Below are 25,853 nucleotides of genomic sequence, written 5' to 3' on the forward strand. Positions count from 1 at the left end.
CGACACGCCGCGGGCCGGCTCCAATGGCGACCAGTCGCTCGATCACTTGCCATTGGAGCCGGCCCGCTCAGGTCAAGGGCGCATTACCGGGACGAGACATCCGTCACCGGACATCGGTCAGTGAGTGGCGGTGAAGTCGTACAACTCCGACGCGGTGTCGTCGAAATAGGGTGACCACCACAAGGTCGGTGCCGCGTACGAGTTGAGCGTGCTGTTGACCCCGTTGAGGTAGCCCCAGTTCCCATCCCAGTTGATCAACCACGGGCCGCCGCTGGCGCCTGCGGTCAGGTCGCAGTTGATGCGGATCCGCGCCCCGGACTGGGTCGAGTTGCCGCTGCACCTCAACAGGTTGCCGCCGTCGAACGGCGCGCCGCTCGGGTAGCCGAAGTTGTTGATGCCGACCGTGAAGCCCTGGTGCGTACGGAAGCCGTGGCCCCCGAACTGGTTCACGATGTGGACGCCGTTGCGGGTGTTCATGATGGCCACGGCCATGTCGGCCTCCCAGTTGGAGTTGTCGATCCAACTGCTCCAGGTCCACAGCTCGCGGGCCGTCCAGGTGCCGTGCGGCCGAGGGTTGGCCAGGTCATCGTCGTACGCCGGGACGAACGACCAGTTGGTGGCGAGACTGCTGCCGGGGCCGCCGTGGATGCAGTGGCCAGCCGTCCACACGGTGTTGAAGCCAACCGAGTTGATGACCGCGCCGGAGCAGACCCACGATCCGCCGTCCATGTTGAAGAAGACCTTGCCGTTGGACCGGGCGGTCGGGTGGTTGGAGCCGAGGTTCGGGTTGATGGCCTGCGTGGACATGCCCGGGGTACCCATCAGGCCCGCCACCGGAGGCACATCCACCGGCCTGGACCGGCTGGTCGGCGCGGCAGACGAGGTCCCTCCACTCTGGGCAAGACGCCGTGCCGCGGCCTTGTAGGAGGGAGACTCCTCGACGGGCCTGGCATTGCGCATCCGCTCGGGCGTCCAGTACGCCTCGATCGCCGCGTCGGCAGTCACCTGCGCGCCGTACCGCTGCCTGCCGGCCGCCCACGCCTCGACGCTGACGGCCGTACCCACCTGACGGATGCTGTCACCGTCGGCGTGCGGAGCCGCCTGCGCCGGCTGGCCGACGGTCAGCAGCGGCAGGGCCAAGGCCAAGGCCAGGATGAGGTACCTTAGGCGCCGCCCGATATTCCTGGGTTGCATGTGGACCACTCCCTTGTCGGGGTCGAGTTGCCGGACCTGAATTCGAGTGGAGCCCCCGATTCCGATCCGGCGATTTGCTTCACAATGAGCGCGGCACCTACGTTTTTCAATGGGAATCGGTCAGTAACTGTTGTGGACGATCCCACACCGCAGCGAGGTATCTGCTGAGGTCCGCACCATTCAGAGGCGACTCGTCGCTGTTTGATACAAACCGGTTTCTGGGCTCATCATCGGCCCGTAGGCCTGCCGTTCAATTAGCGCGCACGGGTGCTTATCCGGCGCCAAGGCACACGAAAGCGGCAGCCGTGGCGAGGTCCACCGGGTCGCCGGTGGCGCGCAACACCTGCTGTGCCTCGGCGAGGGCGGGCGCGGCAGGTGTGCCCGCCCGCAGTCGACGGTGCAGCTCGGTCATCAGTGCCACGGTGCGGTCCGCGGGCACCGGCAGCAGCGCCGCGACGAGCGTGCGGGTGCCGCTCGCCAGCAGTGCCGAGACGAAGCCCATGAGTTCATCACCAAGGGTGGCTTCGGCCCGTCCGCTCTCGCAGGCGGAGGCGATCACGCATCCCGGAGCCGTGCTCAACCGCTCCAGTTCGTACGCGAACAGCGGGCCGTCGGCGAGCTCCAGGGTCGAGAAGAGCGGGTTGTCGGCACGGAACGTTCCGTGCGTCGCGATGTGAGCCAGGCGCGCACCGGACAGGGCTGCGGTGACGGTGTCCACCGTAGCCTGCTCCCCTACCAGCGCAGTCGCCTCGGGCCACAGCGCCGCGAGTGCCGCGACCTCACTGAGCGCATCCGGCAGGCGCGGACCGGCGACCAGGACCGGCCGCCCGCCGGGTGCGGACCGTTGGGTGGCGGCGAGCCAGGTCGCGGCCGATGGTGCGATCGTGACCGGACGCCCCACGCAGGACGGCAGTGCTGCCCATGGCAGCGCGTACAACGCCTGGCCGGGCACGATGACCAATGGCAGGTCGCCGAGCCTGCGCCGGATCGGGCCGAACAGGTCTGCGTCGACCAGGCCGGCGGAGTGCTCGAGTGCCGCCGACGCCCCGGCCGAGGCGCCCAGCGTGACCAGTCGCCGCAGGGCGAACCGGATGCGCCCCTGGTGCTTGAGCACGGCAGGCAGCGCGCAGAGATCGTGCAGGCTGGCCCGCCCGTCACGCACCAGGACCGCCCAGATCCGGTCGCCGTGGCTAAGCAGCTCGACGAGAACGGCCGGACCGAGCTGAGCGGTGATCGCCGCGATGTCAGGCACGCAGACCGGCGTCCCGTCTCTGGTGCCGGCGCCCTGGCTCCGTCGGGCCAGGTCGCGTACGTTGGCCTCGAGTGCGGACTGCTGGCGCAGCATCGCCGCGAGCTGCGAGCCGCCGGCCAGCGCGGCGTCCTCGGCGTCGCGGGCCGCGACCCGCAGGCGGGCCAGTGCCGCGGTCAGCTCCGGGTCGGTCGACGGACTCACGGGCTGGATCCGCAGGGTGCTCGCGCGCCACCGTTCCGCCCAGGCCAGGACCCGTGCGGGTGCTCCGGTGGCGATGGCGAGTTCCAGACCTTCCCGGGCCAGCTCCTGCCCGTGAGCGCTGCTGCGCGCCCGGAGCTCGGACGTGCCCAGGGTCACGCGATATTCGTCGAGAACGGACAGTCCGCGTTGAAGCGTGGACATGGCGGCTCGGTCGTCGCCGTCCAGACGGTGCAGTCGCGCCTGGGCGTGCCAGCCCTGGGCCCGTTCTGCCGCCAGTCCGCCGCGCCTGTGTCTGGCCGCCAGCGCCAGCAGTGCTCGGGCCTGGCTTGGCCGGTTCACCGCGAAGGCGACCGTCGCCGCCTCGTGCCAGGCCGTCAGAGCGAGACCGGTCAGGCCGGCCGAGGCCAGCGTGGCGGCGCTGTCGCTCAGGGCGCGCAGCTGGGCCGGGGTCCTTGTACCCTGTGCGAACCGGGCACGCAGCTCGATGTGGCGGGCGAATGCGTACCACACTGGGCGATGCTGTCGCCGGAACCTCCGGTATGCCGCCGCCGCGGAGCCTGCGGCCCGCTGCGGGTCACCGGCGAGCAGTTCAGCACGCGCCCTGGCCAGCAACGCCTCGGCGAGATCGGAGTCAAGCCCTCGGCGGTGCAGTTCCGCCACGGCGAACTCCGCCATCGCCGCCGCCTCCCCGATCAGCGGTACGGCGGCGAGCAGCTCGAACCGGTCGAGCAGCAGGCCGGGGCGCGGCACGTCGAGGCGGCGGTACTGGCGTTCGGTGTCGGCGAAGATCTCCAGCGCCCGGGCCAGGTCGCCGCAGCGAGCCGCGAGATGCCCGACGTTCCAACGGCAATCGGCTGCAGCAAGATCCAGGCCGAGTTCGCCGAAGAGTTCGGCGGCCCGTTCCAGATCTGCTTCACCCGACAGGACGTGATCGCCGATCGGCAGCACCGCCCGATTGTTGCGGGCCCGGGCCTCCACCAGCCGATCGCCTTCCCTTCGGGCGACATCGATGGCTGCGCCGTAGTCGACGGCCGCCTCTGCGTACCGGCCGCGGAAATGTTGCACGACGCCGCGCTGCATCAGCGCCTGCCCGGCCTCGGCGCCGCCGAGCTGCGGCAGCGCGGCACTGACGGCGTGGTACGCGGCGGCGGTTCTCCCCGCGGCTGCGAGCACATAGCCGAGGCTCATCTGGGCCATGGCCAAGATCTGCGACGACCCGCTGCGGCGACCCGCGGCCACCGCACGACGTAGGTGCCGCTCTGCCGCCACGAGGTCGTTCATCTCCTTGTGAGCCAGGCCGAGGGCCCGCTCGGCGACGGATCGCTCCTGAGCGAAGCCAGTACGCCCGCAGCCGACAAGGACCTCTTCAGCCAGGACGATCGCCTCGCGCGGCTGGTGCTGCCGTAACGCCAGCGCACGCGCGGCGAGGTCGGCCAGCTCCTGCCGGCCGGCAGCCGACGAGGCGGCTGAGCCCGCCTTGATACGGTCGGCTTTGTGGATGACCATCGCGAATAGACATCCTAGCCTTGGCAACGATGCATCGGCATCCACAAGGATGGGAGTCGCGCCATGCGTATCGAGCCTGGAGGGCTGCGTCGGCGGACCGTGTTTGCGGCGGGAGGGGCCGCCGCACTGGGAGCACTGCTGCGCCCCGGGCGGGCGATCGCCGCTCCCGGATGGTACGAGCAGGCATTCCAGTCTGTCGTGGCCGCCGACCCGAACATCCGCGCCCACCTGACGCCCGGCCAGGAGTTCTGGTATCGGCCCCGGCAGCTCCTGGTCGCTCCCGCCGACCTTGGCCGCGTCATGGCGCGCCTGACCAACCTCGGGTACGTCGTCGCGACCGGCGCCCCGTTCGCAGGTGTCGCCCGGGTCATGTTCATGGTGGATGTCGACATCAAGGCGATCGTGGATGACCTGCGCAATCGGGCGAACTGGGCCGCGTCCGTCCCGGTGGTGCAGCCGCACCACGTCGTTGTCGGGTACCCCAACATCATGGGCAACCCGGGCGATGCGCCCGCGTCGCTCGCGGTGTCCGTCGCACCGGCGACGGGCTCTACGGGCTCCGGCCAGCTCGTAGGCATCTGCGACACCGGGATCTGGGCCGACGCGACCAAGAGGCACCCGCTCTGGTTCGCCGGCAGCTACGCTGCCGCACCGGCCGACATCGATGAGCTTTACCAGGGGAACTCCACGCTGGCGTTGCAGGCAGGCCACGGGACCTTCATCGCCGGAGTCCTGCGCCGGACGGCTCCGTCGATCATGTTCGATCCGGCCGTCGCGCTCACACCCCACGGGATCGGCGACGAGGCCTCGGTCGCGGCAGCCCTGGCGTCGCTGAACCCGACCGTGTCGTATGTCAACCTCTCGCTGGGCTGCTACACCATGGGCAACGTGCCCTCGTTGCCGCTGGCCAACGCGATCGCCAGCCTCGCCCCCACGCCGAGCGCGGCGCCGGTGGTGGTGGCCGCGGCGGGCAATGCCGGATCGGCCCGGCCCACCTGGCCGGCGGCGCTACCGGGTGTCGTCGCGGTCGCGGCGCTGCGCACGGACGCCCTGCTCGGCCAGGTGCCGACCGAATACAGCAACTTCGGACCCTGGGTCGACCTGTGTGCCATCGGCGGACATCAAGGACCATACGTCACCGGTCTGCTCGCCCCGCCCGACCAGAGACCATTGTCCTTCGACGGTTTCGCAACCTGGTACGGAACCTCGTTCGCGGTTCCGTACGCCATCGGTCGGATGGCCAAGCTGGTCACCAACCTCGGCATCAGCCCGCAGGCCGCCGCCGCCTCGCTGTGCGCCGGACCCAAGCCGTACGCCGGATACGGCGCCGTAGTGCCGTGAGCGGTAAACAGGTGACGCACGTCGATCTGGACGCCACCGTCCGGGCGGCCGCCGGCGGGGACCGGCGGGCATGGGAGGAGCTGGTGACCCACCTGATGCCCATGATCGTCGCGACCATCGAGGAGTGCGGGCTGACCGGCCCGGACGCCGCCGAGGTCAACCAGACAGTGTGGCTGCGCGTGGTGGAGTGGCTGGAGCATCTGCGTCACCCGGCAGCGCTGCCGAAGTGGATCGACACCACCACCCGGCGGGAGTGCCTGCGCGTGCAACGCACCGCGGGCCAGCACGCGCACCTCGTCGGCAGCGAAGACGAGCTGATGAGCCGGGAGACCGAGCCCTTGGACCCGATGGAGGCTGCGCTGCGCGAGGAGCAGTACGCCGCGCTGCGTACCGGCTTCGCCCAACTGCCGGACCGATGCCGTGAGCTGTTGAGCATGCTGCTCGGCGAGCCGCCGATGAGCTACCGCGACATCGTGACAAGGACCGGCATGCGTATCGGCAGCATCGGGCCCACCCAACGCCGGTGCCTTGACAAGCTCCGCGCGAGCCCGACGGTGGCCGCGCAACTCGAGCGTGGGCGGACGGTGACGAGGTGAACGGGCGGCGGTGGGATGACGACCGCTGGTTGGTCACCGATCTGCATACGGCCCTGTCTCCCGGCGGGCTGTCATCAGAACTGCTCCGGCAGCAGGCGTTTTCCGCATTCGACATCGGCCGCACCCACGGCCAGGCCATCCTCGCGGAGCTGGTGTTCGACTCAGCCTGCGATCCCGAGCCAGCCGGTCCGATCCGGGCGGTCGGTTCCGCGCGCCTCCTGGCGTTCCGCACCGACCGACTCGCGATCGACATCGAAGTCACCGAATCCGGCTTGGTCGGACAGGTTTACACCATCGACGGCACCGACCCGGCTGCCCCCGACGAGCCTCTCCTCGAGGTGGTCGGCGAGACCCCCCAAGGCGTCTTCGGCCACTCCCCACTCGCCGAGTTGGGCGGGTTTGAGTTGCCACTGCCTGTGCCAGGGCCGGTGCGGCTGCGGGCGATACTCGCCGAAGGAACCATGGTGACGAGCTGGCTTGTCCTGCGTTATCCGCGCTGACTGACCTGACCTCCCCACCTCGACGATCATCGCGGTCGGCGTGGGGATCTTCCCAGCAGGTTTGGGGCTGTCTCGCTGACGGCACCTCTCTTGTCAACCCGCCGGCAGCAGAGAGGTCTCCGTGTCTTTGATCATGGTGCGATAGACGACGTCGGCCAGGCGCCGTTTCAGGCAGCGCATGGCTTCCTTGTGGGTTTTGCCTGCGGCTCGTTTGCGCTGGTAGTAGTCCCTGCCTGGAGTCGCTCGTTTGATCTGGGCCATGGCCATGACATGCAGCGCGTAGTTCAGTTGCCGGTTGCCGGCACGCGATAGGCGGTGCCGTTGGACGTCACCGGATGACACTTCTATCGGCGCGACGCCGCAGTACGAGGCGAACGCGGACTCCGATCGGAACCTGTTGACGACTCCGGAGCGGGCGAGGATCTTCGCGGCGGTGACGTCGCCGATGCCGTGCAGATCGGTCAGGGTGGTGCCGGACGCCGCGACGGCGGCGGACAACGTTGCTGTTGCATCGGCGAGGTGCGCCGATCGAGGCGGCGCACCTCGCCGAGAAGGTCCACGGCGTGCCCGACCCGTTCGCGTACATATGCCAGGTGCACGGTGTTGATGCCGTTGGCGAGCCGGCCGGCACAGCCCATGTACTGCCGTTTCACCCCGCACGTCGCGGTGCCCGCCTTCTGCTGACCGGTCTCGTCCAGCGCGGCGATCCGTAGTCCCCGCCGCCGGCGGCGTGCCGCTACCGTGTCCAGACCCGCCACCACGAACCGGCGCACGCCACTCATCGCGGCTGGCGTGTCCCGCTGCCGTACTAGGCTCGTTGCGGAGGTGCCACATGAAGCTTGGGCTGCACTACTGGAACTACTCGACCCCGGCCGACCCGGCCGCGATCGCACCGACCCTGGCGCAGGCGGCGACCACCGCCGAGCAGGCCGGCGTCGCGTCGTTCACGGTGATGGACCACTTCTTCCAGATGGACGTGGTGTTCGCGGCCGAGGAGCCGATGCTGGAGGCGTACACCACGCTGGGCTACGTCGCGGCGAACACCCAGCGGATGACGCTGGGTGTGCTGGTCACCGGTGTGATGTACCGGTACCCGGGGCTGCTGGCCAAGACCGTGACGACCCTCGACGTGCTCTCCGGCGGCCGGGCCCGCCTCGGCATCGGCGCCTCCTGGTACGAGCGCGAGCAGCTCGGGCTGGGCGTGCCGGTGGTGCCGGTGGCCGAGCGGTTCGAGCGGCTGGAGGAGACGCTGCGCATCTGCCTGCAGATGTGGAGTGCCGACGACGGCCCGTTCGACGGGCAGCACTACCAGCTCGCCGAGACCATCAACTCGCCGCAGCCGTTGAGCCGCCCACACCCACCCATCATGATCGGTGGCGGGGGTGAGAAGAAGACCCTGCTGCTGGTGGCGCGCTACGCCGACGCCTGCAACCTGTTCGGCCGTGCCGGCACCGACGACGTGGCGCGCAAGCTGGACGTGCTGCGCGGGCACTGCGCCGCCGAGGGCCGCGACTACGACACCATCGAGAAGACGGTGGTCGCCGCCCGGTCACCGCTGGACGACACCGACGCGTTCCTCGCCGAGGTCACCGACTACGCGGCGCTCGGGGTGACCGAGGTGCAGGTGACGCCGGATCGGCACCCGGTCGAGTTCGCCCAGCGGCTCGGCGACGAGGTGCTGCCGCGGCTGGCCGACATCGGCTGATCCCGCTGCGCGAAATTCGGTGGTCGTAGGCTGTCCGCGGTCTAGCGTGGCCCGCCGTGCTCACCAACGAACAGATCATCGGACAGGCCCTGGATCGGATCGAGGCAGGGTACGTCTTTCCTGCGAAGGTCGTGGACATCGACGCCGCGATCCGGCGCCGTCTCGCGGCGGGCGAGTACGACGGCCTGGCTGGACCAGCGCTCTGCGAGACGGTGATCGCGCACCTTCAAGAGGCGTGCCCGGACAAGCATCTGCGGTTGCTGTGGTCCGACCAGCCGCAGTCGCTGGATCCAGCGGACGAGGACGGAGGACGGGCCGCCTTCCTCGCACTGCTCCGGGCGGAGAACCAGGGCATCCGCCGGGTCGAGCACCTGACGTTGCGCAGCGCTTCAAAGGTCGTCTTGAGCAGGGAGTTCCCGCGTTCGCCAATGGCGCGGACCGCGTTGTGGCCTTGTTGAACTGCTGCTGTACGTCGGTGCAGGCATGGTTGCGTGGCTTCTTGAACGCCACCGTGATGGTGTCGGCCTCGCCTTCGCGGCCAGCAACACCGAGTGCAGGCCGGGCGCTTGGGCGGCGAGCACGGTAAAGCCCTGAACCTGGAGTCCGTGCCGAGCCGTTGCCATTCGGCGTGCAGGAGGCCGGACAGAAACGACACGGTCGCCTCGCGTACGGGCAGGATGGCGGCATATGTGTCGCTCGTAGGGACGCAGAACCTCGATGACGGTGATTCCGGGAAGGACCACCTTCATGCCGAGGTTCTGCGTCTTCTCGTTGCACCGCAACGGATCCGGGCGCGTCCGGCCCGCCGATCGAGCCAGCTACTCCAAGTCCTTGGTCGGAAAGGCCCAGTGGAGGATCAGCAGGGGGTCAGCTGCCAGGTCACCTTCGTCACGTTGACCGGTATATACAGGTCGCCCCCGGTCCCGCCGGCAGGAGCACAGTTTTTGAAGGGAGTCGAGGAGCCGAAAGCGAACCCGGATATTACGGCGTCGCGGCCTGTGCCGTTGTAGAAGTTGAATCCCTGGATGCTGCCGGTCCACTCGCTGTTGGTCGTCAGAGACGGCGTCTCCACGGGACCCTGCGGCGGGTGGTTCCAGTTGGGCCAGATGCAGAGCATGCCCTGCGGGCAGTTCCCGGACCCCCAGCTTTGTATCGACACTCCGGGTGCTGCCGCCGAGGCGGTGGGGGCGGCGGCCAGCACGCCCGCGACGGACGCGGCGATGGCGATGGCGATGGATTTCAACAGCACGGATCACCTGCTTTAGATAGATTCTTGTAGATGCAAATTTAAACTACCGGCGGAAAATTGACACGTCAAGCACCTGAAGCGACGTAGTCCGGCGGGTCAATCGGAAGCCGGCGTACCCTCCCGCCGATCTCGTGGTCTCTCTACCGGGACGGCACCGGGTTCGCCGTGTCGGCGCCACGCGACTGGCGGGTCGTCCGGCACGGCCAGCAAGTCGAGTTGACGCCCGAGGCCACCTGGGCGGCCGGGGTGGAGGCGTTTCGGGGAGGTCACCGCGGGCTTCCGGCCGGGGTCGGCGCCGGGCGACGCCACCCCGTCGGCCAGGCCCGACCTCAGCGTGTCGCCGACGCCGAGCGCACCTGCGGCCCGGTCGGGCCACCGGCTCGTCGGGGTGACGAGCAACAGGTGCCTGGACATCGCGGCGCCGGACTCACCGGATCCGGTCCGGCTCCAGCTCACCACCTGCAACACGACACCGGCCCAGCGGTTCACCCTCGACGAGGACCAGCACCTGGTCAACGCCCACAGCGGGATGTGCCTGGGTGCGGTCGGCCAGAGCACCGCGAGCGGGGCGCTGATCGAGCAGCGGAGCTGTGACGCCGGCACGGACCACCTGCGGTGGACCCGGAGATGACAGCCTGAGCACGGACGAGGGCTGTCCTCCCGTACTGCGGAGGACAGCCCTCGCCGGTGATCGGTCAGGCGACTCGGTGACGGGTCAGGCGACCGAGGCCGGGAACCGCTCCCACACCCGGTGCGCGGCCATCAACTGCTGCACCGCCGCCAGAGCCTCCGGACCGGAACCCGCCGCCACGATGCCGGGGGTGCCGGCCACGCCGGCCTGCTCCAGCACGGTGACGCCGGCGCCCCAGGCGCCGATCGCCTTGGCGTGCCGCCAGCACTCCTCGACGAGAAGCAGCACGCGAGGATCGACGGTGGCCCGCCCCGGCTTACCCGCCTTGTCGTCGCGGGCACCGATGGCGTCCGGCGCGGGCGCCGGCGCTCCGGCGAGCAGGACCGCGTCGAACTCGACGGACCGGCCGGTGGCGAAGGTGCGCTGCACCGGCATACCGCCCACCACGCCACCGTGCGGGGCGATCAGCAGCGGCACCATTCCCGCCGCGAACACGGCCTGCCGGACCTCGTCGACGCCGTCCAGGTCGCCGTCGGGGTCGACGACGATGCCGACGGTACGACCGTCACTCGGCCACTCCCGGCCGACCTGCGACAGCGCCGGGCTGGGCGTGACGTCGGCGAGCGGTACCGTCGGCTGCGGGGCGGGCAGGCCCAGACCGGTGGCGACCTGCTCGCAGAGCACCGGGTCGATGTTGGCGAGGCTCTGGAGCTGGCGTTCCTTGATCGCCTGGTGGTAGCACTTGCTCAGCTCGAAGGTGTACGCCCGGATGATGTGCTCCTTCTCGACCGGCGACATGCTCAGCCAGAACAGGCGCACCTGGCTGTAGTGGTCGTCGAACGAGGCCGGGTTGGCGCGTACCTTCGGCGCCTCGGCCACCGTGACCGGCACGTCGACGAAGGCGTGCTCGGCGTCCCCGGCCGGGAACGGGTTGCCGCCGTCGAGCGAGTTCGGCCGGTACGGCGCCACGCCCGCGTGCACGGCATGCTGGTGGAAGCCGTCGCGCAGCATGTCGTTGACGGCCGCGTGCGGGCGGTTGATCGGGATCTGCGTGAAGTTGGGCCCGCCCAGTCGGGTGAGCTGCGTGTCGACGTACGAGAAGAGTCGGCCCTGCAACAGCGGGTCGTTCGTCACGTCGATGCCCGGCGGCAGGTGGCCCAGGTGGAAGGCGACCTGCTCGGTCTCGGCGAAGAAGTTCGTCGGCGTCCGGTTGAGCACCAGCCGGCCGATCGGCTGAACCTCGGCCAGCTCCTCCGGCACGATCTTCGTCGGGTCCAGCAGGTCGATGCCGGCGAAGGTCTCCTCCGGGGTGTCCGGGAAGACCTGGATGCCCAGCTCCCACTCGGGGTACGCGCCGGCCTCGATGGCGTCGTAGAGGTCCCGCCGGTGGAAGTCCGGGTCGAGGCCGCCGAGCAGCTGCGCCTCCTCCCAGGTCAGGGAGTGCACACCCAGCTTGGGCTTCCAGTGGAACTTCGCCAGCACCGTCTCCCCGGCCTCGTTGACGAGGCGGAAGGTGTGCACACCGAAACCCTCCATCGTCCGGTACGAGCGCGGGATGCCCCGGTCGGACATGTTCCAGATGGTGTGGTGCTGTGCCTCGGTGTGCAGCGACACGAAGTCCCAGAAGGTGTCGTGCGCGCTCTGCGCCTGGGGGATCTCCCGGTCGGGGTGCGGTTTGCCGGCGTGGATGATGTCGGGAAACTTGATCGCGTCCTGGATGAAGAAGACCGGCATGTTGTTGCCGACCAGGTCGAAGGTGCCCTCGTCGGTGTAGAACTTCGTCGCGAAGCCCCGGGTGTCCCGGACCGTGTCGGCCGAGCCCCGCGAACCGAGCACGGTGGAGAACCGCACGAAGACGTCGGTCTCGCGCCCCTTCTTGAGGAAGCCGGCCCGGGTGACCGCCTCGGCGGTGCCGTACGCGGTGAACACGCCGTGTGCGCCGGCACCCCGCGCGTGCACCACGCGCTCCGGGATGCGTTCGTGGTCGAAGTGCGTGATCTTCTCGCGCAGGTGGTGGTCCTGGAGCAGCACCGGCCCCCGTGGGCCGGCCTTGAGTGAGTGGTCCGTGTCGCGCAGCCGGGCGCCGTTCGCGGTCGTGAGGTAGGCGCCCTGCTGACCGTTCGCGGTGCTCGGTGCGCCGGTCTCGGCTCCGGTCGGCGTCCGCGTCTGCGGAGCGCCCTGTTCCGGCTTGGGTGGCAGCGGGTCGTGTGGCGTCGTCGGCTCCTCGACGCTCGGCGGCGCGCTACCCGGTGCGCCGGGGACATCTGGGGTCAGGGCGTCGGCGATCTTGTCCGAGGCCGTCTTCACGGCGTTCTTGACCGCCTCGGCGGGCTTGCTCTTTTCCACTGAACGGACCTCTCGATGGAGCTGTACGGGCAGGCGAGTGCCCTGCTACCCCTGGTCAGGGCGTCGAAACGCGACAGGTGTCGGCAACCTGCGGCGGGACTGGTGATTTCGCCGATGCGCGGATCGGTGGAGAGGAAAAAACTGACTTACGTCGATATCCCTCGACCCTAGGGAGTGCCCGACGTGTCCTCACCAACCACCACCCGTCCCCGTTCCGTGGTAGCCCGTCTCGCGGTGGCCGCCGTCCTGGTCGCCGGCGGCGTCCTCTCCGGCCCGACCGGCGCCGCGCAGGCCGCGGGCCCGTACGAGCGGGGCCCCGCCCCGACCACCGCGATCCTGGAGGCCAGCCGCGGCCCGTTCGCCACGGCGTCGCAGAGCGTGTCGTCACTGAGCGTCACCGGCTTCGGCGGCGGCGTCATCTACTACCCGACAAGCACCAGCGAGGGCACCTTCGGCGCCATCGCCATCTCGCCCGGCTACACCGCCGCCTGGTCCAGCATCAGCTGGCTGGGGCCCCGGATCGCCTCGCACGGTTTCGTGGTGATCGGCATCGAGACCAACACCCGGCTGGACCAGCCGGACAGCCGGGGCCGGCAGTTGCTCGCCGCGCTGGACTACCTCACCCAGCGCAGCTCGGTCCGCACCCGGATCGACAGCAGTCGACTCGCGGTGGCCGGGCACTCGATGGGTGGCGGTGGCACCCTGGAGGCGGCCTCGTCGCGGCCGTCGTTGCAGGCCGCGGTGCCGCTCGCGCCGTGGAACCTGGACAAGAGCTGGTCCGAGCTGCGGGTGCCCACGCTGATCATCGGTGGCGAGAGCGACACCGTCGCGCCTGTCGCGTCGCACTCGGTGCCGTTCTACAACAGCATCCCGGCCTCCGCCGAGAAGGCGTACCTGGAGCTGAACGGGGCGAGCCACTTCTTCCCGCAGACGACGAACACGCCCACCGCCCGGCAGATGGTGGCCTGGTTGAAGCGGTTCGTCGACGACGACACCCGCTACGAGCAGTTCCTCTGTCCGGGCCCGAGCGGTTCGCAGATCGAGGAGTACCGCAACACCTGTCCCAGCGCCTGACGGCGGTCTCGGGGCGGTCGCCACTGGCGGCCGCCCCGTCCACGTGCACTTACCAGCATCGAAGGTCTTGACGCCAAACCCGAGAAACGTACACTGCGAGTGTAAATAAACACCCGCCACGACAGAGGGATGGGTGATGGAGCGCGGCCTCGAACTGCACCACATCGGCGTCCGTTTCGGCGGCCTCACCGCCCTCGACGACGTCTCACTGCGGGTGCCGCCCAACCGGGTGGTGGGCGTGATCGGGCCCAACGGCGCCGGCAAGACCACGCTGTTCAACGTGATCTGCGGGTTCGTCGCTCCGGAGACGGGTTCGCTCACCCTCGACGGCCGACCGCTGCGGCCCCGGCCGCACCAGCTGACCCGGCTGGGCATCGCCCGGACCCTGCAGGGCACCGGGCTCTTCGCCGGTCTGACCGTGCTGGAGAACGTGCTGACCGGCGCCACCCACACCGCCCGTGCAGGTTTCTTCCCGGCCCTGCTCGGGCTGCCGGCCAGCGACCGCGACGAGCGCCGGCTGCGCCGTGACGCCCTGGACCTCCTCGACGACCTGGGGATCGCCGACCACGCCGAGGCCGCACCCACCACGCTGCCCTTCGCCGTACGCCAGCGGGTCGCCCTGGCCCGCGCGCTCGCCGCCCGGCCCCGGCTGCTGCTGCTCGACGAGCCCGCCGGTGGTCTCGGCGCCGACGACATCGCCGAACTGGCCGAGCTGATCCGGCACCTGCCCCGGCGCGACGACAACCCCTGCGCGGTGCTGCTCGTCGAGCACCACATGGACCTGGTGATGGCGGTCTGCGACGAGTTGGTGGTGCTCGACTTCGGCCGGGTGATCGCCGCCGGCACCCCGGACGAGATCCGCGACGACCCGGCGGTCACCGACGCCTACCTCGGAGCCGCCGTCGAGGAAGAGGTGTCCCCATGAGCGGCACCGATCTGCTCGTCGTGCGGGGGTTGGTCGCCGGTTACGGTGCCGCGCCCGTGTTGCGGGCCATCGACCTCACCGTCCCGGCCGGCACGATCGCCGCGGTCGTCGGCGCCAACGGCGCCGGCAAGACCACCCTGCTGCGCGCGCTCTCCGGGATGATCCGCCCGGCCGCCGGCCAGGTGCTCCTCGCCGGGGAGGACCTGCGGGGTACGCCGGTGGAGCAGCTCGTCCGGCGTGGCATGGCGCACGTGCCGGAGGGGCGGGGCGTGATCAGCGAGTTGACCGTCGACGAGAACCTGCGGCTCGGCGGGTTGTGGCGGCGCGACCGGGCCGACGCCGGTCGGGCCCTCGACGAGGTCTACCAGCTCTTCGAGCCGCTGGCCCGTCGCCGGCGGCACCTCGGCCACCAGCTCTCCGGCGGTGAGCGGCAGATGCTCGCACTCGGCCGGGCGCTGGTCGGCCGACCACGACTGCTGTTGCTCGACGAGCCGTCGCTGGGCCTGGCGCCGCGGGTGGTCGCCCGGACCATGGCCCTGCTCCGTCAGCTACGCGACCGCACCGGCCTGACCGTCCTGCTGGTCGAGCAGAACGTGCGCAGCGCACTCGCCGTCGCCGACCAGGGCGTCGTGATGTCCCTCGGTCGGGTGGTGATCGCCGCGCCCGCGGCGGAGCTGCGCGACGACGTCGACCTGCGCCACGCGTACCTCGGTTTCTGACCACCACCTCGTCCCCCGGAGGGAGGACTGTTGGACCGCTTCGTCTTCCTCACCGTCGACGGCCTGTCCCGGGGCGCGGTGTACGCCGCGTTCGCGCTGGCCCTGGTGCTCATCTGGCGGGCGGCGCGGGTCGTCAACTTCGCCCAGGGGGCGATGGCCGTCGCCGCCGCGTACGTCGCCTACACCGTCTCGACCGCGACCGGCTCCTACTGGCTGGGCTTCGTGGTCGCGATCGTCGCCGGCCTGCTGCTCGGCGCGCTTGTGGACCGGGTCGTGATGCGCCACGTCGACCACGCCTCGCCGCTCAACCCGGTGATCGTCGCGCTCGGTCTGGTGCTGCTGATCCAGGCCGTGCTGGGCATGCTGTACGGCAACGAGTTCCGCCCGGCCGAGGCGCCGTTCGACAGGTCCGCGCTCACCGTGGGCGGGGTGGCCGTGCTGTCGCCGTACGACCTGTTCGTCTTCGCCACGATCGGGGTGGTGGTCAGCGGCCTGGCCTGGATGTTCGCGCGTACCCCGGTGGGGTTGCGGATGCGCGCGGCGGCCTTCGCTCCCGAGGTGTCCCGGCTGCTCGGGGTCAACGTCGGTGGCATGTTGACCCTCGGGTGGGCGCTCGCGTCCGGGGTGGGCGCGCTGGCCGCCATGCTGGTCCTGCCGACCGAGTTGGGCCTGCACCCGCACGCGATGGACCTGGTGTTCGTGTCGGCGTTCACCGCGGCGGTGGTGGGCGGGTTGGACAGTCCACCGGGGGCGGTGGTCGGTGGCCTGGTGGTGGGTCTGCTGCTCTCCTACGTGAGCGGTTACGCCGGCAGTGACCTCACGCCGCTCGCGGTGCTGGTCCTGCTGCTGGCGGTGCTGCTGGTCCGGCCCGGTGGGCTGTTCGCCCCGGTCGCGGCGAGGCGGGTGTGAGCGCCACGAGGGCGGCCCTGCCGCCGAAACAGCAGCTCGTCGACGCGGGCCGACCCGTCGACCGGCGACGCGGTTCGACCCTGCTGCGCCACCTCGCGGTGGTGCTCGCCGCCGGGCTGCTGCTGGTGGCGGTCAGCTACGCCGTCGAGCCGTTCCGCAACTTCCAGCTCGCCACCGTGGCCGCCTACCTCTGCGCGACCGCCGGGCTGACCGTCCTCACCGGGCTCAACGGTCAACTGTCCCTCGGGCACGGCGCGTTGATGGCCACCGGGGCGTACACCGTGGCGTTGTGCCAGAACGCGTTCGCCGACCGGGGGATGACCGGTGGCTGGCTGCTGCCGCTCTCGTTGGGCGCGGCGATCGTCGGCACGGTCGCGGTCGGCGCGGTGGTCGGTGTGGCGGCGGCCCGGTTGCGCGGCCCCTACCTGGCCGGGGTGACCCTGGCCGTGGCCGTCGTCGTGCCGGCGCTGGCTGTCACCTTCGACGGCGTGTTCAACGGCGAGCAGGGGCTGTCGGTGCCGGTGGAGCCGCCGCCGCTGTCGCTCGGCCCGTACTTCCCCTACGAGCGGTGGCAGCTCTGGCTCACCGGCGCGGCCACCCTGCTCGCGATGCTGCTGCTGGCGAACCTGATCCGCAGCCGGTACGGGCGCACCTTCCGGGCGGTCCGCGACGACGAGGTGGCGGCCCGTCTGGCCGGCATCCACGTGGCCCGCACCCAGGTTCTCGCGTTCGTGGTCAGTGCCGCCACCGCCGGGCTCGGCGGGGCGTTGCTGGCGGTGCTCGCGCAGAGCGTCTCACCCGGGGCGTTCTCGCTGACCCTGTCGCTGTTCCTGCTGATGGCCGTGGTGATCGGCGGTCTCGGCCGGCTCACCGGGGCGCTGTGGGGGGCCGTCCTGCTGGTCGCCCTGCCCGACCTCACCCACTCCGCGACCGAGTTGCTCACGCTCTCGCCCGCGGTGGCGCAGCGGCTGGAGGGAAACCTGCCGCTGGCGATCTTCGGCCTCACCCTGATCGTCGTCATGATCGCCGCACCCGGTGGCATCCAGGGGCTGTTGTCCCGTCTTGGTCGGCGCCTGCGGGCCCGGCGTTCCTGAGCTGCTGCGCGCCCGGCCCTCGGCCGGGAGTACCACCACCCACACCGTTCCCCCGAACCGGACCGAGAAAGGTCGGTGTTCTCCATGCACCGTTTGGCACAACGTGGTCTCGCGATCGCCAGCACCATCGCCCTGTTGGCCGCCGCCGCTGGCTGCAGCGGTGACGACGGCTCCGGTTCCGGCGGCGCGTCGGTGCCGGGCGTCACCGACACCGAGATCGTCGTCGGCACCCACATGCCGCTTACCGGGCCGGCCGCGGCCGGCTACTCGAAGATCGCCCCGGCGACGAAGGCGTACTTCGACTACGTCAACGCCAACGGCGGTGTGCACGGTCGGAAGATCACCTACAAGATCATGGACGACGGCTACAACCCGGCGAACACCCAGCAGGTGGTCCGCCAGCTCGTCCTGCAGGACAAGGTCTTCGCCGTCCTCAACGGTCTGGGCACGCCGACGCACAGCGGGGTGCTCGACTTCCTGAAGAGCAACCGGGTGCCAGACCTGTTCGTCGCCTCCGGCAGCCGCAGCTGGGACCAGCCGGACAAGTATCCGGGCACGTTCGGGTTCAACCCGGACTACACGGTCGAGGGCAAGATCCTGGCCAACTACGCCAAGACGAACCTGGCCGGCCAGAAGGTCTGCTTCCTCGGTCAGGACGACGACTTCGGCCGGGACAGCCTGGCCGGTGTGGAGAAGGTGCTCGGTGCCGGGGCGGTGGCGGTCAAGCAGACCTACGTCACCAGCAACACCAACGTGGCGCCGCAGATCGGCGCGTTCAAGGCGGCCGGTTGCCAGGTCGTCGTGCTCGCCACCGTGCCCGGCTTCACCGCGCTGTCCGTCGGCACCGCCGCGCGGCTGGGCTTCAAGCCGCAGTGGCTGGTCTCCAACGTCGGCGCCGACCACCCGACGCTGGCCAAGCAGCTCGACAAGGCCGCCCCGTTGCTGGAGGGCATGGTCGGCACCAACTACCTGCCGATGCAGCACGACACCGCGAACCCGTGGATCCAGCTCTTCACGAAGGTCAACAAGGAGCACAACGGGGACGCGCCGTTCGACGGCAACACCGTCTACGGCATGTCGGTCGGCTACCTCTTCGTGCAGACGTTGCTCGCCGCCGGCAAGGGCCTCACCCGGGAGAAGGTGCTGGAGGCGGTGCAGAAGGGCGGCTTCCAGGGCCCCGGGCTGGTGCCGCTGCGCTTCTCCGCCAAGGACCACTCCGGGTACGGCGGGCAGCGGCTGAACCGGGTGACCGGGGGAGTGCAGACCTACTTCGGGCCGGCGTACGAGACCGACGAGGCGGACGGCCCGGTCAACGAGTACACCGCCACCCCGCCCGCGCCCCCGGCAAACGGACTACCAACCGCCTCCTGAGCGTCCCCAACCCTTCCTCCCCTCCGCGATCTTGCACTTGCTCTACGGGGCAGAACGGCGACAGAAAGTGCAAGATCGGCGCGAACCTGGGCTGGTGGCGTCCGGCCGGGCGTGGTCACGTGTGACCACGCCCGGCCGGACCCCTGTACGACGTTGACCGAGGCCGATTCGTGCTCCTACTATCTGCATCGTGAGTGCAGATTATGGATGACCGCGCCGGTGGTCGGTCCGGGGCCGCTGATCACCCTCTGTCTAGACTCGGCGGTGCGTCGGGGGACGCCACGGGAGCGAAGGGGCGGGGGCGGATGGACGGGGTCGACGTCGTGGGCCGGGTCGACGGACGCACGGCCCGGGCCGAGCGCACCCGCGCGGCCATCGTCGAGGCGCACCTCGCGCTCATCAACGAGGGTGACCTGCGCCCGACCGGAGAACGCATCGCCGAGCGGGCCGGCATCTCGCTGCGAACGCTCTGGACCAACTTCAAGGACATGGAGACGCTCTTCGAGGCCAGCGGCGCGGAGGTGCTCCGGCAGCAGGACGCCGCCCATCGGCGTATCTCACCCGGGCTGCCGCTGGCCAAGCGGGTCGACGCGTACTGCCGGCAGCGGGCCCGGTTGCTCCAGCTCATCGCGGCGTCGGCGCGGGCCGCCCAGATGCGCGAGCCGGTCTCCGAGCAGCTGCACCGCAACCGTCTCAAGCACATCGAGCGGGTCCGCGACGAGGTCGAGGAGCTCTTCGCCGTCGAGCTGGCCGCGGCCGGGTCGGGGCGGGAGCAGCTGCTGCACGCCCTGGTGGCGGCGAGCACGTGGCAGGCCTGGTCGATGCTGCGCTACGGCCTCGGGCTGGGCGTGGACCAGGCCCGTGCCGTGATGACCCGGACGGTGGGCGCCCTGCTGGTCGAGGTCGCGGTCGACTGATTCCCGGCTCGGCCCGATATCGCCAACTCTTTCCATTCGGTTACCAATAGGTGACACTTCATGCATGGTTGCTGCATCGAGAGTGCAACTAACCGTGCTGCGTGGCCGGGACGACGAATGCCGCGCCGTCCGGTGCCTGCTCGACGGCGTGACCAACGGTGGGGGTGCCCTGCTGCTGCACGGCGAATCGGGCTCGGGCCGCACCGCGCTGCTGACCCACGCCCACCGCCACGCCACGGGCTGCACCGTGCTCGCCGCGAGCGGCCTGGCCGAGGAGGCCGCGCTGCCGTACGCGGGTCTGCAACGACTGCTCGACCCGGTGTCGCACCACGCCGCGGCCCTGCCCACGCAACAGCGCGACCTGCTGCGGCGGGCGCTGGGCGGAAACGGTAGCCCGGCCCACCGTCGGCTCGCCCTGTCGATGGCCGTGCTCGGCCTGCTCGCCGACGTGGCACGGGACCGCCCGCTGCTCGTCACCATGGACGACGTCGACCGCGGTGACCCCCTGACCGCGCAGGTGCTGGCCGTCGTGGCGCGCCGGCTGCGCAACCTACCGGTCGTCGTCCTGCTCACCGCGGACGTCGCGGTCACTGTCGACGGGATCCCGGCACACCGCCTCCGGCCGCTCGACCAGGGCGCCAGCGTCGCCGTCCTCACCGACCGGCTACCCGAGCGGCCCGCCGCGTCGGTCGTGACCGCGCTGGCGACGGTCGGAGGCGGCAATCCGCAGGCCCTGGTGGACCTCGCCGAGGTGCTCAGCCCCGCCCAGTGGCGCGGCGAGGAGGCACTGCCCGCCGAGCCACCGGCGGACGGCGCGTTGGGCCGCGCGTACCGGGCCCGCCTGGACCGGTTGTCGCCGGACACCCGGCGGATGCTGCTGCTCGCCGCGCTCGACGCCGACGGTACGCCGGGCACGCTCATCCGCGCCGCCGCAGCCGCCGGCACCGAGGTCGAGGCGCTCGCCCCGGCGGAGGTCGCCGGCCTGGTCCGCGTCGAGCCGCAGGGCGTCACCTTCCCCCAGCCGCTGGTGCGCACGCTGATCGCGGCCAGCGCGCCACTCGCCGAGCGCCGGGCCGCACACCGTCTTCTCGCCGGGGTGCTTGTCGCGGACGGGCAGCGGCTGCGCCGGGCGATGCACCTCGCCGCCGCCACGGCGGGTGCCGATCCGGCCCTGGCCGCGGAGTTGGAGGAGGCGGCCTCGGGTGGAGCCGGCGGCTGGCCCGTGGCCTCGGCGGCGCTGCGCCGGGCTGCCGAACTCAGCGATCATCCGGCCCAGACGGCCGCCCGGCTGCTGAGCGCCGCCGACTACGCCTGGGTCGGCGGGCAACCCGAGGTGGTCCGGCTGCTGCTCGACCGCCTGCGCACCGTGTCCACGGACCCGGTCGTGCGGGGCCGCGCCGACCTGCTGCGCGGTGAGGTGGAGCTGCGCTGCGGTGCGGCGTCGGACGCATCGGCGAGGCTGCTGAACGCTGCCGAAGCGGTGGCCGACAGTGATCGGGCCCTGGCGTTGTCCGGGTTGGTCCGAGCCGGCGAGGCCGTCTGCTTCGCCGGCGACCAGTACCGGTACGCCGAGGTCGGCCGGCGGGCGCTGGCCGTGCGGCGGCCGACCGACCCGCCGGCGATGGAGCTGATGGGCAGTCTGGTCGCCGGGGTGGCGGCGACCCTGCGCGGCGACCATGAGCGCGCCGGTCCCACGCTGCGCCGCGCCGTCGTGCTGGGGGGCCGGCTGAGCGGGTCGGCGGTGACCCCCACCGCGCTCACCTGCGCCGCGGCGGCCGGCCTCGTGGTGGCCGTGGACGGCGCGGCGCACCGGCTCGCCGAGCGTGCCGTCGCGCTGGCCCGGGACCGGGGCGAGGTGTCCATGCTGCCCCGGGCACTGGAGTTGCGGGCGATCGCCGAGTACTGGCAGGGCCGGCACGAGGCGGCGGCGGAGACCTCCCGCGACGGGTTACGGGTCGCCCGTGCCACGGGTCAGGTCAACTACGCGAACGTCCATCTGGGCCTGCTCGCCGTGCTCGCCGCGATCCGGGCCGATCGCGACACCAGCCTGCGGCAGATCCGGGAGATCGGCGAGTCGCCGACGCCGGGCAGCCGTCCGCACGCGCTCGCCGGGTGGGCGCTGGCGGTGCTCGACCTCATCGAGGGTCGGCACGCCGAGGCCGCGGACCGGCTGGCGTCGTTGGCTCGGCTCGGGACGGGCCGAGGCCAGGTTCTCGTGCAGGTGATGGCGACGCCCTACCTGGTGGAGGCGGCGGCGCACCTGGCACACCGACCGGCGGCCGAGGCCGCGCTCGCCGTGTTCGACAGGTGGGCCAGCAGCACGGCGAGCCCGTTGCGCCGGGCCCTGTCCGCCCGGTGTCACGCGCTTCTCGCACCTCGGGGCAGTGCCGAGGCGGAACGGAACTTCCAGGCGGCGCTGCGGCTGCACCCGATGGAGGCCGGCACGTTCGAGCTGGCCCGTACCGAGCTGCTCTTCGGTCAGGAGCTGCGGCGCAGCCGACGCCCGCGCGACGCGCGTACGCACCTGCACCAGGCCCGGGAGATGTTCAGCCTGCTCGGGGTGGCGTGCTGGGCCGAGCGGGCCACCACCGAGCTGCGGGCAGCGGGGGAGTCGGTCGGTCCGCCGGACCTGCCGGCGGCACGGTTGCTGACCGGCCAGCAACTGCGGATCGCGGAGCTGGTCGCGGAGGGCGCCACCAACCGGGAGATCGCCGTCCGGATGTTCCTCTCGATCCGTACTGTCGACCACCACCTGCGCAACGTGTTCCACCGTCTCGGCATCCGCTCGCGGACCGAGCTGGTCCGCGCCTTCGCGAGCGAGCGGCACGCCGGGCTGGCTCCGACAGGTGACCCGGGGGCCGGTCTGGACGACTTAAACTATCACCGCTAGTTTGATGGTCATGGACCTCACCCTCTCCGCCGAGCAGGCCGCGGTCCGCCAGCTGGCCGCCGAGTTCGCCGACCGCGAGCTGGTGCCGCACGCCGCCGCCTGGGACCGACGCGAGTCGGTCGACCCGGCCATCGTCGGCCTGCTCGGCGACCTGGGCTTCCTGGGGCTGACCATCGCCGAGGCCGACGGCGGCTCCGGCGGCGACCACCTGGCGTACTGCCTGGTCCTGGAGGAGCTCGGCCGGGGCGACTCGGCGGTGCGCGGCATCGTCTCGGTCTCCCTCGGCCTGGTCGCGAAGTCGATCGCCGCCCACGGCACGGCCGAGCAGCGGGCCGAGTGGCTGCCCCGGCTCTGCGCCGGCACCGCTCTCGGCTGTTTCGCGCTGACCGAGCCGGACAGCGGCTCGGACGCGGCCGCGCTGCGGACCCGCGCGGTCCGCGACGGCACCGACTGGCTGCTCACCGGCACGAAGACGTTCATCACCAACGGCACCACCGCCGATGTCGCGCTGGTCTTCGCCCGCACCGGCGGTCCGGGACACCGGGGCGTCACCGCGTTCCTGGTGCCCACCGACAGCCCGGGGCTGGCCCGCCGGGAGATCCACGGCAAGCTGGGCCTGCGCGGCCAGGCCACCGGCGAGTTGCGCCTCGACGAGGTACGCGTGCCCGACGCGGCCCGCCTCGGCGCCGAGGGCGGCGGGTTCCGGCTGGCCCTGGCCACCCTCGCCAAGGGCCGGATGTCGGTGGCCGCCGGGTGTGTCGGCATCGCCCAGGGCTGCCTGGACGCGGCGGTCGGTTACGCCGGGCAGCGGACCCAGTTCGGCAAACCCATCGCGGGGCACCAACTCGTCCAGCAACTGCTCGCCGCCATCGCCGTGGACACCGCCGCCGCCCGGCTGCTGGTGTGGCAGGTGGCCGACCTGATCGACCGGGACCAGCCGTACGCCACCGAGGCGTCGATGGCCAAGCTCTTCGCCAGCGAGGCCGCCGTCCGCGCGGCCAACAACGCGGTCCAGGTCTTCGGCGGGTACGGCTACATCGACGAGTATCCGGTCGGTAAGTACCTGCGGGACGCGCGGGTCGCCACCCTCTACGAGGGCACCAGCCAGATCCAGCAACTCCTCATCGGACGCGCGCTCACCGGCGTCAACGCCTTCTAGTGTCAAGGAGACCTGCCGTGCGAGTCTTCACCTCGTTCGACGAGTTGACCGCCGCCGTCGGCGAGACCCTCGGGCCCGGTCCGTGGGAACGGATCGAGCAGAGCCGCGTCGACCTCTTCGCCGACGCCACCGACGACCACCAGTGGATCCACGTCGATCCGGTCCGGGCCGCGTCGGGGCCGTACGGCGGGACCATCGCGCACGGGTACCTGACGTTGTCGCTGCTGCCGGCGCTGGCCGGCCGGCTCTACCGGGTGCAGGGCGTGGCGATGGGGGTCAACTACGGGCTGAACCGGGTGCGCTTCCCCGCCCCGGTGTCGGTCGGCGCCGCGGTCCGGGCCACGGCCACCATCGCCGAGGTGTCCCCGGTGACCGGCGGCGTGCAGGTGGTCGCGACGGTCACCGTGCAGAGCGACGGCGGCGGCAAGCCCGTCTGTGTGGCCGAGACCGTCAGCCGGCTCTACCTCGCGACGAGTTGACGGCGGTCCAGCCCGGCTCCGCCTTGCGGAGAAGTTCCGGAATTTGCGGTCCTTCCAGCCCCGCGGCTCCGCCGCGCTCGTTGGCTCCCGACACCGTGCACCTGCCGAATGGCCGCCCACCTGGACGGCTGCGTCTTCGGCTGCTGAACGGCACCCCTGGGGTCTCGTAAAACTTCCGGAAATTGTTGCTCGTCGATCAGCGGCGCTGACATACTCCACATCCATCGGAGTCGATGATCGAGGGCATGTGCCTCTTCCCGGGCACCCCTTTCGTGCGTGGTCTCGACCCGATACCCCCACCACCCACCGGGGTGCCGCGTCAGACACCCCGTCCGGGTCCACCGGAAGGAAGAGACATGACCGAGAGGTGCCACGGGGACACCCGCCCACCGGCGGGCCCACGAGCGCGTACGGCGATCGTCCTCGCCGCCGCGGCTCTGCTCGCCGCGACAGGTGCCGCGTTCCTGCCGAGCACGGCGAGCGCCGGAACCACCCTGGGCGCGTCCGCCGCCGAGAAGGGTCGCTACTTTGGCACCGCGGTGGCCGCGAGCCGGTTGAGCGACAACGCGTACACCACGATCCTGAACCGTGAGTTCAACATGGTCACGGCCGAGAACGAGATGAAGATGAACGCCACCGAGCCGCAGCAGGGCCGGTTCAGCTACGGGGCGGCGGAGCAGATCGTCAACCACGCGCGCAGCCGCGGCATGAGCGTGCGGGGCCACACCCTTGCCTGGCACTCGCAGCAGCCGGGCTGGATGGAGAGCATGAGTGGCAGTGCGTTGCGGCAGGCGATGCTCAACCACGTGACGCAGGTGGCCACGCACTTCCGGGGTCAGGTCGTGGCGTGGGACGTGGTGAACGAGGCGTTCGCCGACGGCAGCTCCGGGGGTCGCCGCGACTCGAACCTGCAGCGCACCGGCAATGACTGGATCGAGGCGGCGTTCCGGGCGGCCGACGCCGCCGATCCGACCGCGAAGCTCTGCTACAACGACTACAACACCGACAACTGGACGCACGCGAAGACCCAGGGTGTCTACAACATGGTGCGGGACTTCAAGGCCCGTGGCGTGCCGATCGACTGCGTCGGTTTCCAGTCGCACTTCAACAACAACTCGCCGTACGTGAGCAACTACCGCACCACGTTGTCCAGCTTCGCGGCGCTGGGCGTGGACGTGCAGATCACCGAGCTGGACATCCAGGGCGCTCCGGCGAACACCTACCGCAGCGTGGTGGAGGACTGCATGGCCGTGCCCCGCTGCAACGGCATCACGGTCTGGGGCATCCGCGACAGCGACTCGTGGCTGGCCTCGCAGACGCCGCTGCTGTTCAACAGCAACGGTTCCAAGAAGGCCGCGTACGACGCCGTGCTCGCCGCGCTGAACAACGGCACCCCGGTCCCGACGACGGCGCCGCCGACAAGCGTCCCGCCGACCTCCGTCCCGCCCACCTCCACGCCGCCCACCTCGGCGCCGCCGACCACGGCGCCGCCGACCACGCCTCCGCCAGGCGGCGACTGCACCGCGACCCTGCAGGACAGCACCCGGTGGGGCGACCGGTTCAACAGTCAGGTGACAGTCAGCGGGGCGAGCAACTGGAGCGTCGTGGTGGCCGTCACCCCGCCACAGAAGGTGTCCGCCACCTGGAACGGCAGCCCCAGCTGGGACAGCAGCGGAAACGTCATGACGATGCGGTCGAACGGCAGCGGCAACGTCTTCGGCTTCACCACCATGGCCAACGGCAACTGGACACGCCCACAGGTGCTCTCCTGCACCGCCTCCTGAGCACCACCGCA

Annotated in this window: 23 protein-coding genes and 1 pseudogene; 17 read left to right on the forward strand and 7 right to left on the reverse strand. The window is 71.0% G+C overall.

Features of this window, described 5'->3' with window-relative positions; genetic code table 11:
- Nucleotides 1-117: 117 nt before the first annotated feature.
- Both AB0B14_RS01835 and AB0B14_RS01840 read right to left on the reverse strand, forming a co-directional pair.
- Nucleotides 118-1,194 (reverse strand): hypothetical protein, encoded by a 1,077-nt coding sequence (locus tag AB0B14_RS01835; protein WP_357520656.1) that lies wholly within the window; start codon nt 1,192-1,194, stop codon nt 118-120.
- Between the two features lie 271 nt (nt 1,195-1,465).
- Entirely contained in the window at nt 1,466-4,381 is a 2,916-nt protein-coding gene (locus tag AB0B14_RS01840) for a CHAT domain-containing protein (protein WP_357520657.1), read from the reverse strand.
- On the opposite strand from AB0B14_RS01840, the gene AB0B14_RS01845 reads away from it, so the two are divergent.
- Genes AB0B14_RS01845 through AB0B14_RS01855 form a run of 3 tightly spaced genes read left to right on the forward strand, consistent with a single transcriptional unit; the run spans nt 4,352 to nt 6,590 of the window.
- A complete protein-coding gene (locus AB0B14_RS01845) occupies nt 4,352-5,494 on the forward strand; it encodes a S8 family serine peptidase (protein ID WP_357063948.1) in 1,143 nt (380 codons plus the stop codon). The two genes, AB0B14_RS01840 and AB0B14_RS01845, sit on opposite strands and share 30 nt — an antisense overlap.
- An 11-nt stretch (nt 5,495-5,505) precedes the next feature.
- On the forward strand, nt 5,506-6,090 hold the full coding sequence (locus AB0B14_RS01850; protein WP_357063944.1) for a sigma-70 family RNA polymerase sigma factor: 585 nt from the start codon (nt 5,506-5,508) through the stop codon (nt 6,088-6,090).
- Nucleotides 6,087-6,590 (forward strand): hypothetical protein, encoded by a 504-nt coding sequence (locus tag AB0B14_RS01855; protein ID WP_357520659.1) that lies wholly within the window; start codon nt 6,087-6,089, stop codon nt 6,588-6,590. Before AB0B14_RS01850 ends, AB0B14_RS01855 begins: the two co-directional genes overlap by 4 nt.
- A 93-nt stretch (nt 6,591-6,683) precedes the next feature.
- Here AB0B14_RS01855 and AB0B14_RS01860 read toward each other — a convergent pair whose 3' ends face one another.
- Together AB0B14_RS01860 and AB0B14_RS01865 are read right to left on the reverse strand one after the other, a co-directional pair.
- Nucleotides 6,684-7,088 (reverse strand): transposase, encoded by a 405-nt coding sequence (locus AB0B14_RS01860; RefSeq protein ID WP_357520661.1) that lies wholly within the window; start codon nt 7,086-7,088, stop codon nt 6,684-6,686.
- Nucleotides 7,052-7,372, reverse strand: coding sequence for a transposase (locus AB0B14_RS01865; RefSeq protein ID WP_357520663.1), 321 nt, complete (start codon nt 7,370-7,372; stop codon nt 7,052-7,054). The genes AB0B14_RS01860 and AB0B14_RS01865 overlap by 37 nt, the downstream gene beginning before the upstream one ends.
- A gap of 50 nt (nt 7,373-7,422) precedes the next feature.
- Between AB0B14_RS01865 and AB0B14_RS01870 the strand changes: the two genes are divergently transcribed.
- Together AB0B14_RS01870 and AB0B14_RS01875 are read left to right on the forward strand one after the other, a co-directional pair.
- Nucleotides 7,423-8,295, forward strand: coding sequence for an LLM class F420-dependent oxidoreductase (locus tag AB0B14_RS01870; protein WP_357520665.1), 873 nt, complete (start codon nt 7,423-7,425; stop codon nt 8,293-8,295).
- Between the two features lie 56 nt (nt 8,296-8,351).
- Nucleotides 8,352-8,753: a hypothetical protein gene (locus AB0B14_RS01875; protein WP_357063932.1), complete on the forward strand. Its 402-nt coding sequence runs from the start codon at nt 8,352-8,354 to the stop codon at nt 8,751-8,753.
- Nucleotides 8,754-8,872: 119 nt separating this feature from the next.
- On the opposite strand, the pseudogene AB0B14_RS01880 reads toward AB0B14_RS01875, so the two are convergent.
- Together AB0B14_RS01880 and AB0B14_RS01885 are read right to left on the reverse strand one after the other, a co-directional pair.
- Nucleotides 8,873-8,974: pseudogene (locus AB0B14_RS01880) on the reverse strand (IS5/IS1182 family transposase); the annotation flags it as partial.
- A gap of 177 nt (nt 8,975-9,151) precedes the next feature.
- Complete coding sequence (locus AB0B14_RS01885) at nt 9,152-9,544, reverse strand: hypothetical protein (RefSeq protein WP_357063929.1); 393 nt, start codon at nt 9,542-9,544, stop codon at nt 9,152-9,154.
- Nucleotides 9,545-9,932: 388 nt separating this feature from the next.
- Between AB0B14_RS01885 and AB0B14_RS01890 the strand changes: the two genes are divergently transcribed.
- Nucleotides 9,933-10,175, forward strand: a complete 243-nt coding sequence (locus AB0B14_RS01890; RefSeq protein WP_357063926.1) for a ricin-type beta-trefoil lectin domain protein — start codon at nt 9,933-9,935, stop codon at nt 10,173-10,175.
- Nucleotides 10,176-10,259: 84 nt separating this feature from the next.
- Here AB0B14_RS01890 and AB0B14_RS01895 read toward each other — a convergent pair whose 3' ends face one another.
- The gene (locus tag AB0B14_RS01895; protein ID WP_357520667.1) at nt 10,260-12,521 is read right to left on the reverse strand and encodes a catalase; all 2,262 of its coding nucleotides are present in this window, start codon (nt 12,519-12,521) and stop codon (nt 10,260-10,262) included.
- Nucleotides 12,522-12,704: 183 nt separating this feature from the next.
- Here AB0B14_RS01895 and AB0B14_RS01900 point away from each other — a divergent pair, with 183 nt between their 5' ends.
- From AB0B14_RS01900 to AB0B14_RS01950, 11 genes are all read left to right on the forward strand, one after another.
- Nucleotides 12,705-13,595: an alpha/beta hydrolase gene (locus AB0B14_RS01900; protein ID WP_357063920.1), complete on the forward strand. Its 891-nt coding sequence runs from the start codon at nt 12,705-12,707 to the stop codon at nt 13,593-13,595.
- Nucleotides 13,596-13,731: 136 nt separating this feature from the next.
- Entirely contained in the window at nt 13,732-14,520 is a 789-nt protein-coding gene (locus AB0B14_RS01905; protein ID WP_357063918.1) for an ATP-binding cassette domain-containing protein, read from the forward strand.
- Nucleotides 14,517-15,239 carry an ABC transporter ATP-binding protein gene (locus AB0B14_RS01910; protein WP_357063915.1) on the forward strand — a complete coding sequence of 241 codons (723 nt, stop codon included), beginning with the start codon at nt 14,517-14,519 and terminating at the stop codon, nt 15,237-15,239. Before AB0B14_RS01905 ends, AB0B14_RS01910 begins: the two co-directional genes overlap by 4 nt.
- Before the next feature lie 30 nt (nt 15,240-15,269).
- Nucleotides 15,270-16,148, forward strand: a complete 879-nt coding sequence (locus tag AB0B14_RS01915) for a branched-chain amino acid ABC transporter permease (protein ID WP_357063912.1) — start codon at nt 15,270-15,272, stop codon at nt 16,146-16,148.
- Nucleotides 16,145-17,242, forward strand: a complete 1,098-nt coding sequence (locus AB0B14_RS01920) for a branched-chain amino acid ABC transporter permease (RefSeq protein WP_357063909.1) — start codon at nt 16,145-16,147, stop codon at nt 17,240-17,242. Before AB0B14_RS01915 ends, AB0B14_RS01920 begins: the two co-directional genes overlap by 4 nt.
- Nucleotides 17,243-17,326: 84 nt before the next feature.
- Nucleotides 17,327-18,613 (forward strand): ABC transporter substrate-binding protein, encoded by a 1,287-nt coding sequence (locus tag AB0B14_RS01925; protein WP_357063907.1) that lies wholly within the window; start codon nt 17,327-17,329, stop codon nt 18,611-18,613.
- Nucleotides 18,614-18,918: 305 nt separating this feature from the next.
- On the forward strand, nt 18,919-19,530 hold the full coding sequence (locus AB0B14_RS01930) for a TetR/AcrR family transcriptional regulator (protein WP_357063905.1): 612 nt from the start codon (nt 18,919-18,921) through the stop codon (nt 19,528-19,530).
- 64 nt (nt 19,531-19,594) lie between these two features.
- Nucleotides 19,595-22,420 carry an AAA family ATPase gene (locus AB0B14_RS01935; protein WP_357520669.1) on the forward strand — a complete coding sequence of 942 codons (2,826 nt, stop codon included), beginning with the start codon at nt 19,595-19,597 and terminating at the stop codon, nt 22,418-22,420.
- Nucleotides 22,421-22,430: 10 nt separating this feature from the next.
- The gene (locus AB0B14_RS01940; RefSeq protein WP_357063900.1) at nt 22,431-23,579 is read left to right on the forward strand and encodes an acyl-CoA dehydrogenase family protein; all 1,149 of its coding nucleotides are present in this window, start codon (nt 22,431-22,433) and stop codon (nt 23,577-23,579) included.
- 17 nt (nt 23,580-23,596) lie between these two features.
- The gene (locus AB0B14_RS01945; protein WP_357063897.1) at nt 23,597-24,058 is read left to right on the forward strand and encodes a MaoC family dehydratase; all 462 of its coding nucleotides are present in this window, start codon (nt 23,597-23,599) and stop codon (nt 24,056-24,058) included.
- A 356-nt stretch (nt 24,059-24,414) separates the two neighbouring features.
- Nucleotides 24,415-25,842, forward strand: a complete 1,428-nt coding sequence (locus AB0B14_RS01950) for an endo-1,4-beta-xylanase (protein WP_357520671.1) — start codon at nt 24,415-24,417, stop codon at nt 25,840-25,842.
- Nucleotides 25,843-25,853: the final 11 nt, after the last annotated feature.

It is taken from the genome of Micromonospora sp. NPDC049171, assembly GCF_040648275.1.
Lineage (GTDB): Bacteria > Actinomycetota > Actinomycetes > Mycobacteriales > Micromonosporaceae > Micromonospora.